The sequence below is a fragment of the Streptomyces sp. bgisy159 genome (genome assembly GCF_965341775.1).
Lineage (GTDB): Bacteria > Actinomycetota > Actinomycetes > Streptomycetales > Streptomycetaceae > Streptomyces.
In genome coordinates this window covers 25,406-35,944 of sequence record NZ_CBDQZH010000063.1, presented here as the reverse complement: position 1 = coordinate 35,944, position 10,539 = coordinate 25,406, and the positions used below count along the sequence as shown (strand labels likewise).

The 10,539-nt window shown below is 74.9% G+C and carries 9 protein-coding genes and 1 pseudogene; 5 read left to right on the top strand and 5 right to left on the bottom strand.

The genetic code is table 11. The annotated features are described in order from the left end of the window. Nucleotides 1-58: 58 nt before the first annotated feature. The 3 genes from ACSLTV_RS33785 to ACSLTV_RS33775 form a co-directional block, all read right to left on the bottom strand. Nucleotides 59-814 carry a ferredoxin reductase gene (locus ACSLTV_RS33785; protein ID WP_432133391.1) on the bottom strand — a complete coding sequence of 252 codons (756 nt, stop codon included), beginning with the start codon at nt 812-814 and terminating at the stop codon, nt 59-61. Beyond that, complete coding sequence (locus ACSLTV_RS33780; RefSeq protein WP_432133390.1) at nt 807-1,424, bottom strand: sulfite oxidase-like oxidoreductase; 618 nt, start codon at nt 1,422-1,424, stop codon at nt 807-809. Before ACSLTV_RS33780 ends, ACSLTV_RS33785 begins: the two co-directional genes overlap by 8 nt. A 107-nt stretch (nt 1,425-1,531) precedes the next feature. Beyond that, a complete protein-coding gene (locus tag ACSLTV_RS33775; protein WP_432133389.1) occupies nt 1,532-1,726 on the bottom strand; it encodes a hypothetical protein in 195 nt (64 codons plus the stop codon). A gap of 344 nt (nt 1,727-2,070) precedes the next feature. On the opposite strand from ACSLTV_RS33775, the gene ACSLTV_RS33770 reads away from it, so the two are divergent. Beyond that, complete coding sequence (locus ACSLTV_RS33770) at nt 2,071-2,865, top strand: putative protein N(5)-glutamine methyltransferase (protein ID WP_435613520.1); 795 nt, start codon at nt 2,071-2,073, stop codon at nt 2,863-2,865. A gap of 151 nt (nt 2,866-3,016) precedes the next feature. On the opposite strand, the gene ACSLTV_RS33765 is transcribed toward ACSLTV_RS33770, so the two are convergent. Together ACSLTV_RS33765 and ACSLTV_RS33760 are read right to left on the bottom strand one after the other, a co-directional pair. Then, a complete protein-coding gene (locus ACSLTV_RS33765) occupies nt 3,017-3,670 on the bottom strand; it encodes a hypothetical protein (RefSeq protein WP_432156725.1) in 654 nt (217 codons plus the stop codon). Between the two features lie 113 nt (nt 3,671-3,783). Beyond that, entirely contained in the window at nt 3,784-5,844 is a 2,061-nt protein-coding gene (locus ACSLTV_RS33760) for a SpoIIE family protein phosphatase (RefSeq protein WP_432133386.1), read from the bottom strand. A 384-nt stretch (nt 5,845-6,228) separates the two neighbouring features. Here ACSLTV_RS33760 and ACSLTV_RS33755 point away from each other — a divergent pair. From ACSLTV_RS33755 to ACSLTV_RS33740, 4 genes and pseudogenes are all read left to right on the top strand, one after another. Continuing rightward, nucleotides 6,229-7,128: pseudogene (locus ACSLTV_RS33755) on the top strand (hypothetical protein); the annotation flags it as partial. A 166-nt stretch (nt 7,129-7,294) separates the two neighbouring features. Continuing rightward, entirely contained in the window at nt 7,295-7,663 is a 369-nt protein-coding gene (locus ACSLTV_RS33750) for a hypothetical protein (protein WP_432133384.1), read from the top strand. Between the two features lie 148 nt (nt 7,664-7,811). Beyond that, nucleotides 7,812-8,351 carry a hypothetical protein gene (locus tag ACSLTV_RS33745; protein ID WP_432133383.1) on the top strand — a complete coding sequence of 180 codons (540 nt, stop codon included), beginning with the start codon at nt 7,812-7,814 and terminating at the stop codon, nt 8,349-8,351. A 133-nt stretch (nt 8,352-8,484) separates the two neighbouring features. Beyond that, on the top strand, nt 8,485-10,500 hold the full coding sequence (locus ACSLTV_RS33740; protein WP_432133382.1) for an FAD-dependent oxidoreductase: 2,016 nt from the start codon (nt 8,485-8,487) through the stop codon (nt 10,498-10,500). Nucleotides 10,501-10,539: the final 39 nt, after the last annotated feature.

The following is a 10,539-nucleotide window of genomic DNA, read 5'->3' as shown; positions in this document are numbered from 1 at the left end:
TGGGGGGGGGGGGCGGTCGCGGAATGACCGGCCGCCGGGTGGGTCCGGTCGCGGTGGGTCAGCCGAAGCGTTCGACGCGGATGCGGTCCACCGGCTGTCCGGCGGCGACCAGCAGCCGGGAGGCGTGCTCGGCGAACGCGTTCGAGCCGCACACGTACGCCTCCCAGCCGCCGGGCGGCACCTTGGCGAACAGCGGGGCCAGGTGCGCGGCGGCCAGCCGCCCGACCGCGGCGCCCGCGGGCGCCCGCCGGGTGAACACCGGGGTCGTCTCCGCGCCGTACTCCCGGGCGTAGATCAGGTCCTCGGGGCCGCGCGCGGACACCAGCAGCCGCAGTGGCACGGTCAGGCCGCGCGCCCGGTGGTGGCGGACCATCGACATCAGCGGTACGACCCCGGAGCCCGCCCCGATCAGCAGCGCGGGCCGGTCCCCGGGCCAGGCGAAGAAGCCGCTCACCGGGCCGCGCACCGCCAGTCGGTCCCCGGGCCGGGCGACGGTGTGGAACCAGCCGGAGACCTCGCCGCCCTCGACGTGGTCCAGCGTCAGGTCGATCCGGTCCGAACCGTCGGGGGCGGAGGCGATCGAGTAGTGGCGCTGGGCGGTGTAGCCGTCCTCGGCGGTCAGCCGCAGCATCAGGTGCTGGCCGGGCAGATGCCCCGGCCAGCCGGGCACCGCGAGCCGGAAGGTGGACGTGCGCGGCGTCTCCCGGCGGATCCGGACCAGCGTGGCGGTCCGCCACACGCCCGCTTCCCCGGCCCCCACGGCGATCCGGCCGGGCACCGCGAACCGGGTCGGACAGGCGGAGGTCTCAGTCACCGGCGTACCTCTGTTCCTTCCACGGGTTGCCCCGCTCGTGGTAGCCGTTGGCCTCCCAGAACCCCGGCTCGTCGTGGTCGAGGAGCCGTATCCCGGCGATCCACTTGGCGCTCTTCCAGAAGTACAGGTGGGGCACCAGCAGCCGCGCCGGGCCGCCGTGCTCGGGCGGCAGCGGGCGGCCCTCGTAGTCGAAGGCGAGCCACGCCCGGCCGCCGGTCAGGTCCGCCAGCGGCAGGTTCGTCGTGTAGCCGGTGTGCGCGTAGGCCACGGCGTGCGTCGCCGACGACGCCGGGCGCGCCTCGGCCCAGAACGCGTCCAGGGAGACGCCCCCGAACCGGACTCCGAACTTCGACCAGCCGGTCACACAGTGGATGTCGCCCTCGTACGCCGACCCGGGCAGCGCCCGCGCCTCGTCCCAGGTCCAGGTGCGGGGCCGGGCCACCAGGCCGTCGATGCGGAAGGTCCAGTCGGCGGGCGCGAGGTCCGGGGTGACCTCGGCGGACAGCACGGGCCAGTCGTCGCGCGCGTCGTACTGACCGGGCGGCAGGCCGGGCCGGTGGACGCGCGGCCGCCCGGTGAAGCCTCGGGTGACGTGGTCGGGTGGTGCCATGCGGGGTGCTGCCTGTCTGTCTGCGACACGGAGGAAACGGTTGCGCGGTCAACGGTACGTGTCCGGCGGCGGCCGCCGGCCCCCGGGACCGGCGCTCCCGCGCGCCGCTACCGCTCCCGCGCGCCGGTCGCCGTCCTCGGGCCGAAGTCCCCGGGCGGCCACGCGTTGTACCGGACCAGGTACCGCCCGAACCGCGCCAGGTCGCGTGCCGGCCGGTCCGCCGACCGCTGCCGGAACGCCGTCCGGCGGCTCTCGGCGACCTGGGCGAGGGTCTCCCGGCCCGCGTCGGTCAGGGGCAGCACCTGGACCCGGTTGTCCCCGGGAACTTCGACAGCGAGGGCGTGGGCCGCCCCGTCGGGACGCTGCTCGGCCGCCTGCCGGCGGTCGGCAGCCGGCGGGGCTCGCGGCCGTGGCCGTCGCCGCCCGCCGCGAACGCTCGCACCCGGCGCTCGCCGGTCCCGGGCGGTGGCGCGCCGAGGAGGCCGGGGCGTCCGAGGAGGAGGCCGAGGCGTCTGAGAGGGAGGCCGAAGAGACCGTCGGCGTCCGACCGTTGGGGCTCCTCGGCGCTGGGGTAGGGTGACCGCCCGTGTCCCCGATCGAGCCCGCCGGTCCCGGCCCCGGCGCTTCTGCGTCCCACGCTCCCGCGGTGTCCGTCCCCTCGCGGGAAGCCGTCGCCGCGCGGCTGCGCGCCGCGGGGTGCGTCTTCGCCGAGGAGGAGGCGGACCTGATCCTCGCCACCGCCGGCACGGCCGCGGAGGCGGCGGACCTGGTGGAGCGCCGCGCCGGCGGGCTGCCGCTGGAGCAGGTCGTGGGCTGGGCGGAGTTCCATGGGCGGCGGGTCGTCGTGGAGCCGGGGGTCTTCGTGCCGCGTCGCCGGACCGAGTTCCTCGTCGACCAAGCCCTCGCCGCCGCACCCCACGCCCGTGTGGTGGTGGATCTGTGCTGCGGCTCGGGTGCGGTCGGCGCGGCCCTCGCCGCGGCGCTGGCCCCCCTCGAACTCCACGCGGCGGACGTCGACCCGGCCGCCGTGCGCTGCGCCCGCCGCAACCTCGCCGAATGGGGCGCGCAGGTGCACCGGGGCGACCTGTTCGCGGCGCTTCCGCAGCGGCTGCGCGGCCGGATCGACCTCCTCGCCGCGAACGTGCCGTACGTCCCCACCGGCGAGATCGCCCTGCTGCCGCCGGAGGCCCGCGACCACGAGCCGCGCACCGCACTCGACGGTGGCGGCGACGGCCTGGACGTGCTGCGCCGGGTGGCCGCCGGGGCACCACGGTGGCTGGCGCCCGGCGGCCGCCTCCTGGTCGAGACCGGCGAGCGTCAGGCCCCGCACGCGGTCGAGGCGTTCACCCGGAGCGGCCTGACGGCTCGGGTGCACGCCGACGAGGAGTCGGCCGCATGGGTGGTGACCGGCACCCGCGACCGGGCGGACACGGAGACCTGACCCGGCCTCCCGGCGTCGCCGCGTCGGCGGTTCCCGGGTTCCGGGTCCGCAGATCTCGGGGCTGTCGGGGGCCGGGGCCCTCGGGGCCCCATCCACCAGGGCTGACTCTCACGGAACCCCGAAGACCTCGGCGTTCCAGGGCCTCGGGACCTCAGGTGGCCTCGCCGGAGGCCTCGGGGCCGTCGTCGCCCCAGCGGTGCCCGTTCCCCCAGCGGTGCCCCGGGCCGCCGTGTCCGTCGCCGTCCCTCGGCGTGTCGCCGAAGGGGCCGGACACCACGCGCTCCGCGGTCCGCGTGTCCCCGGTCCGGGTGCCCGCCACCCTGACCGACTCGTCCTTCTCCAGCGCACCGGCCCCGGTGCTCTTGCCGCCGTCGCGCAGGACGGGGGTGCCGGACCCCACCGTCCAGGTCCACGAGGCGCCGTCCTCGCTCCGGACGGTGACCCGGTCGCCGTCGACCTTCTCCACCGTGCCGCGCTGCCAGACCCGTACGATCCATTCGCCCGAGTCGCGGTCCTTGACCGTCGCCTCGCCGTGCACGGCGCCACCGAGGCCGAAGGCGGGGCCGTGTCCATGGCCTCGCCCGTGCCCGGGGGAGGACGCCGTCGGCGCCGGCGAACCGCCGCCGGAGCGCTCCGCCCCGGACGTCGCCGCGTAGGCGACGGTGCCGCCCAGCGCCAGCACGGCCACCGTGGTCCCCGCGACCACCGCGCGGCCGCGGACGGAGCGCCCGCCCCTCGCGGTCCGCCGGTCCTTCCCCGTGTGCTCGTCCTTGTCGGTGCGTTCGCGATCCGGTTCCTGCGTCACGGCTCACCTCCTGCGTCCCGGCGGCACGGGCGCACGCCTTGCTGTCGATTGTGGGAGAACGACGGTAAGAAGCCGGTAACGAGTTCCTGTGAACCGTGTCGGCGGGGCCCAGGTCAGTCCCGGGCCCGGGCCACCAGCAGTGCCACGTCGTCGTGGTTGTCGGGGTGGTGCAGGGTGCGCAGCAGGAAGTCGCACAGCTCCTCCAGTTCCCGGGCGGGCCCGTCCAGGAGGGAGAGCAGGGTGTCCAGCCGTTCGTCCAGCGAGTGGCGGCGGGTCTCGACCAGCCCGTCGGTGTAGAGCACCAGCCGGTCCCCGGGGGCGAAGTCCACGGTGGTCGTCGAGAACGGCACCCCGCCCACGCCCAGCGGCGCCCCGGTGGGCAGGTCGAGCAGCTCGGGCCGGTGCCCGGCGCTCAGCCGCACCGGCGGCAGATGTCCGGCGTTGGCGATCCGGCACCGGCCCGCGTCCGGGTCGTGGACGACGTAGAGGCAGGTGGCGATGGAGTGGTCGAGGCCGTCGGTGATCCGGTCCAGGTGCTCCAGCAGTACGGCGGGGTCCAGGCCGAGCGAGGCCAGGGTGGTCGTCGCGGTGCGCAGCCGACCCATGGTGGCGGCCGCGTCGATGCCGCTGCCCATCACGTCGCCCACGACCAGCGCGGTCCGCCGGCCCTCCAGCGGGATCACGTCGAACCAGTCGCCGCCCACCTCCGTGGTCGCGCCCGCCGGCTGATAGCGGGAGGCCACCTCCAGGGCGCCGGTCACCGGCGGATGGCTGGGCAGCAGACTGCGCTGCAGGGTGAGCGCGGTGGTACGGGCGTTCTGGTACCAGCGGGCGTTGTCGATCTGGACGGCCGCGCGTGCCGCCAGCTCCCGCGCCAGCAGCAGGTCGTCCCGGCCGAACGACAGCGGGTTGCGGGTCCGCTTCAGGTCGAGTGCGCCGAGCACCTCGCCGCGCGCGATGAGCGGGACCGCGAGATACGAGTGCACGCCCGCGCGTGCCAGCAGCTCGGCCGCCTCGGGGGAGCGGGCGATGCGGGCCAGGTCGTCGTCCTTGACCTCCGGCACCATGATGGGCCGGCCCGCGCGTACGCATTCCGTGACCAGCCGGTCGGGGCCGTAGCGGGCGACCTGCCCCGGTGGATCGGCCGCCGCCAGCGCCTCCGGCGCGGCGTAGGCACGCACCGCCAGCGCCCGGATCACGGCCGACTCGGTGGGCCTGAGGCTCGCCGGCCGACCGGCCACCACGGCGTCCAGCAGATCCACCGCGGCGATGTCGGCCAGCTCCGGGACCGCCACGTCGGCCAGCTCGCGCGCGGTGCGCTCCAGGTCGAGGGTGGTGCCGATCCGGGTGGAGGCGTCGGCGATCAACGCCAGCCGGCGGCGGGCCGTCTCCGCCTCCACGCCAGCCCGGTACTCGTCGGTGACGTCCACCACCGACACCGCCACGCCCAGCACGGTGCCCCGGGAGTCCTCCAGCCGGTACAGCGACACGTCCCAGGCGTGGTCCTCGTCCGGGTCCGCCGGTGTGCGCCCGACCGTGGACCGGTCGACCAGCGGCACCCCCGTGCGCAGCACCCGGCGTGCCGCCTTCTCCAGCGCCTCCGCGTCCAGCAGCGGCACCACCTCGCGCAGTGTGCGCCCCAGGTGCTCGCCGGCCGGCACACCGTCGATCCGCTCCAGCGCGGGGTTGACCGACACGTACCGCAGCTCGTTGTCGAGGACGGCGAGGCCCACCGGCGACTGCGAGACCAGCCGGGTGGACAGCGCCAGGTCCTGCTCCACCTGGCGCAGGGTGGGCCGGTCCGCGGCGAGCCCCAGGGCGTAGACGTCGCCCCGGACGTCCGTCAGGCGCATGTTGCGGAACTCCACCAGCCGGGTGGTCCCGTCCTTGCGGCGGATCGGGAAGGCCCCCGCCCAGCTGCGGCCGGTCTCCATGACGTCCGCGAAGAGTCTGACCACCAGGTCGATGTGGCGTTCGTGCACCATGACGCGGGCCGCGTACCGGCCCAGCGCCTCCCCGGCCGAGTAGCCGAACAGCTCCTCGGCCTGCGGGCTCCACAGCACGATGCGTCCCTCGGCGTCCAGGACCACGGAGGCCACGTTCAGGACGTCGAGCAGGCCACCGGGCCGTATCGGGCCGCCGCTCTCGGGCGTCACCGGATCGGCTGGACTCATGCTCAGCATCGCCTCCGCACCTAGGTTCTGCCGCGGCACGACGCCCCTCGTGCCGACTCCCCCAGTTCTACCGCGCCCAACCCTCTTCTCCCATGCCTGGCGCGGCCTCGCATGCGCTGCGCGGGCAGGCGTGACCGGCCGGGCGCGGGGAGGTGCCACGGGGCCGGCGCGGGGAGGTGTCGCGGGCGGGGAGGGCAGGTCTCACGGGGTGGGTGCGGGCAGGTGCCATGGGTCCGGCGCGGGAGGTGTCGTGTCACGGGTCCGGCGCGGGGAGGTGTTCGCCGATCGGTTCCCGCCCGGCCATCGGTTGGTCTGTACATGACTACCGAAGCGGTCCAGACTGTGCGCCGAGCGCCTTCCCATCCCCGGTCGAGGAGCCCCGCCATGCCCTTGCGCCCCACCCGCCGCCGTCACCCGGTCACGCTCCGTGCCGCCCTCGTCGCGCTGGCCACCGTCGCGGTCGCCGCCCTGGCCGCGGCGCCGCCCGCCGCGGCAGCCGGGGCCGGCGCGACCACCGAGGTGTGGACCGAGGTGGGCTCCGACCGCGCCGACCCGCTCACCGAGAGCCAGGGGCTGGCCTCGGTCGAGGTCCCGGCGGGCAGCCCCAACCGCTACACCGGCATCGGCACCATCCCGTTCGGCGTCTCGCTGCGCGGCTGGAACCATGTCGGCGACCCCGACGCCGCCTACGACGGCCACTACGTCGAGCCCTACCAGTCCGACTCGAACGGCGCCAAGATGTTCCGGGTGCGCACGCCCGCCGGCTCCTGGTCCGAGTACGTCCACACGCTCGCCCCCGACGAGGCGCTGAACAACTCCTGGGTGGCGATATCCCCGGACGGCCAGTGGATGCTGGCGGGGGAGTGGGGCACCATGACCCGGTTCCTCGTCTTCCCGACCCCCGGGGTCAACCCCGCCACCTCGCCGTCCGCCGACCTGCCCCGGGTCGCCACCGTCCGGCTCGACCACGCCGTACGCGACGTCCAGGGCTGCGACTTCTCCGGCCCGACCACCCTCCTGTGCTCCTCCGACGACCCGGACGGCACCCTCTTCGGCCTCACCAAGCCACTGCTGCGGGTCGACCTGTCCGCCCCTCCGGAGGGCGCCTCGGACGTCGCCGGGCATGTCACCGCCCTGCGCGGACTGCCGCTGCGCAGCGGGTGCTCGGGCACCTTCGAGGCGGAAGGGGTCGACTACGACCGCCGTACCGGCACCCTGCGCGTGATCGTGCTCTCGCCGGGCTTCTGCGTGCTGACCGACAGCAAGACCTACCGCTTCACCCGCGGCAGGCCGGGTGCCGGCCGCCGCGCTGGTGCCCGTCGGGCGAAGTGGTGCTTTTCTGGGGAGGTGGCGCGAATCCGGGGATGCGACGCGGCCCGCTGGGCACCGCGACCAGTGCGGCGCGCAATGTGGGCGCCGCCGCGCCACCGCCACGAGAGGAGCGAACACGATGGACCGCGAGCGACAGCACGAGGAGTCCGTCTCCGTCGAGATCAGCGGATGCAACAAGGAGGACGCGCGGATCGTCTTCGAGGCGCTGGGCACCTGCTTCGAGTCCGACCGTTCCGCCGGGGATGTCCCGCAACAGCTGCACGAGACCCGTCCTATGGTCTGGCTCGGCACCTTCGAGGTCACCGAGACCCACAGCTGCCCACCGCCCGCGCGGCTGTCGTCCACCGTCGAGGCCGACGCGCAGGGCGGCTACTGGGCGATCGACCGGCTGCGCGACGCCCTCGACTCCCTCTTCTCGGTGCGCGACCTGACCGCCGCCTCCGGCGATCAGGAGCGTGAGTTGCACGTCCTGCTCGAAAGCCGCTGACGGCTCCCGCCCGGGCCCGGCCCGGCGGGCCCGGGCGGGGCGACGCCCGCGCCCCGGCCGCCCGGTGGGGTGAAAGGGCGCCCGCGCCGGTCGGGCCGCCGTCGTGCCGCGGCCGCCGCCGGACAGGATGGCCCTCGGAGGTGGCCTGATGGCGAACGGCGGTGTGCCGGGGACGGCCCGGGAGGCGGACGGGCTGCGTACGGCGGCGAAGGGCTGGCACGGGTTGCAGCTCGCCGTACTGGGGTTCGTCGGCCTGTGCGGAGTGCTCAAGGGCTCCGGGCCCGACCAGGTGCCCCGGGGTGTCCAGATCCTCGCCGGCGTGCTGGCGCTGGCCGCGCTGGCGGTCGCCTGTCTCGCGGTGCTGCTGGTGGGCCTGGTCGCCTGGCCGCTCTACGGCGGCGCCCGCACGGCCCCAGCCGCCCGTGCGGGCCGCGTGCTGCGGCTCGGCATCGTTCTCACCTTCGTCGCGGTCGTCCTGCTGGCGCTGTCCACCGCCGCCTCCTGGTGGCCGGTACCGAGGCGGGGCGCCACGGAGGGCCTGGTCCAGGTCTCCACCGGTGCCGTCACCGTGTGCGGGGCGCTGCGCGGCGGCGGTGACGGTTTCCTCGTCCTGCGCGCGGACGGTCGTACCGCCGCCGTGCCGCTGGACCGGATCACCGCGCTGCGACCGGTGTCCGACTGCGGCTGACCTGGGCGGCCGTGCCGCCGGTGACTGTTCCCGCCGTGTGACCGACGTCAAGCCCCAAGCTTTGTGCAACTAGTTGCACAAAGGGGCGCGGTGCCTCTACAACAGAGGGACCACACCGCGCACGGAGGGCCCGATGAGCCGTTACCCCCACCTGCTGAGCCCGCTCGACCTGGGCTTCACCACGCTGCCCAACCGCGTCCTGATGGGCTCGATGCACGTCGGACTGGAGGAGGCCGAGCGCGGCTTCGAGCGGATGGCGGCCTTCTACGCCGAGCGGGCCCGTGGCGGGGTCGGCCTCATCGTCACCGGCGGCATCGCCCCCAACGACGAGGGCCGGCCCTACGAGGGCGGCGCCAAGCTCACCACCGAGGAGGAGGCCGACCGGCACCGCCCGGTCACCGAGGCCGTGCACCGCGAGGGCGGCCGGATCGCCCTGCAGATCCTGCACTTCGGCCGCTACGCCTACCACCGCGACCTGGTCGCCCCGAGCCCCCTCCAGGCGCCCATCAGCCCCTTCCCGCCCCGTGAACTCACCGACGCCGACGTCGAACGCACCATCGAGGACTACGCCCGCACCGCCCGCCTCGCCCGGCAGGCCGGCTACGACGGCGTGGAGATCATGGGCTCCGAGGGCTACCTCATCAACGAGTTCATCGCCGCACCGACCAACCACCGCACCGACCGCTGGGGCGGCTCCTACGAGAACCGCATGCGCTTCCCCGTGGAGATCGTGCGGCGGGTGCGCGAGGCGGTCGGCGACGACTTCATCGTCGTCTACCGGCTGTCGATGCTCGACCTGGTCCCCGGCGGCTCCACCCTCGACGAGGTGATCACCCTCGCCCGGGCCGTCGAGGAGGCCGGCGCCACGATCATCAACACCGGCATCGGCTGGCACGAGGCGCGCATCCCCACCATCGCCACCTCCGTGCCGCGCGGCGCGTACACCTTCGTCACCAAGAAGCTCATGGGCGCGGTGTCCGTCCCGCTCGTCACCACCAACCGCATCAACACCCCCGAGGTCGCCGAGCAGCTGCTCGCCGACGGCTGCGCGGACATGGTGTCGATGGCCCGCCCGATGCTCGCCGACCCCGACTTCGTCGCCAAGGCCGCCGCCGGCACCCCGGAGGCCATCAACACCTGCATCGGGTGCAACCAGGCCTGCCTCGACCACACCTTCAGCGGCAGGATCACCTCCTGCCTGGTCAACCCGCGCGCCTGCCACGAGACGGAACTCGTCCTCGCCCCGACCCGGCTGAAGAAGCGCGTGGCCGTCGTCGGCGCCGGACCGGCCGGCCTCGCCTGCGCGGTCAGCGCCGCCGAACGCGGCCACCACGTCACCCTCTTCGACGCCGCGAGCGAGATCGGCGGCCAGCTCAACGTGGCCCGCAAGGTCCCCGGCAAGCAGGAGTTCGACGAGACACTGCGGTACTTCCGCCACCAGCTCGACACCCACGGCGTCGACGTACGCCTCGCCACCCCCGTCGAGGCGGGCGACCTGGCGGACTACGACGAGGTCGTCGTCGCCACCGGCGTCACCCCGCGCACGCCCGACATCCCGGGTATCGACCACCCCCGCGTCCTCGGCTACCTCGACGTGCTGCGCGACGGCGCCCCCGTGGGTGACCGCGTCGCGATCCTCGGCGCCGGCGGCATCGGCTTCGACGTCGCCGAGTACCTCACCGACGGCGGCGACAAGGCGAGCGAGGACCCGGCGACGTACTTCCGCCACTGGGGCGTCGACATGGACTACACGGCGCCCGGCGGCCTCACCGCCCCCGAGCGGCCGGCCCCGCCGCGCACCGTCCACCTGCTCCAGCGCAAGACCACCAAGGTCGGCGCCGGACTCGGCAAGACCACCGGCTGGATCCACCGCACCGAGCTCAAGCACCGCGGCGTCACCATGGTCCCCGGCGTGCGCTACGACCGGATCGACGACGCAGGTCTGCACCTCACCGTCGGCGAGGAGAGCACGGTCCTGGAGGTCGACACCATCGTGCTGTGCACCGGCCAGGAACCGCGCCGCGACCTGTACGACGCGCTGGCCGCCGCCGGACGCAGCGTCCACCTCATCGGCGGCGCCGACGTGGCGGCGGAGCTGGACGCGAAGCGGGCCATCAAGCAGGGCACCGAGCTGGCGGCGACCCTCTAGGTACTGACAGCGCCCCGCACGGCGTCCCTAGGATGACCC

Coding starts and splice junctions, on each gene's coding strand:
- ACSLTV_RS33780 (WP_432133390.1), bottom strand. CDS start 1,424: ATGGCACCACCCGACCACGTCACCCGAGGCTTCACCGGGCGGCCGCGC.
- ACSLTV_RS33760 (WP_432133386.1), bottom strand. CDS start 5,844: ATGAGTCCAGCCGATCCGGTGACGCCCGAGAGCGGCGGCCCGATACGG.
- ACSLTV_RS33750 (WP_432133384.1), top strand. CDS start 7,295: ATGGACCGCGAGCGACAGCACGAGGAGTCCGTCTCCGTCGAGATCAGC.
- ACSLTV_RS33745 (WP_432133383.1), top strand. CDS start 7,812: ATGGCGAACGGCGGTGTGCCGGGGACGGCCCGGGAGGCGGACGGGCTG.
- ACSLTV_RS33740 (WP_432133382.1), top strand. CDS start 8,485: ATGAGCCGTTACCCCCACCTGCTGAGCCCGCTCGACCTGGGCTTCACC.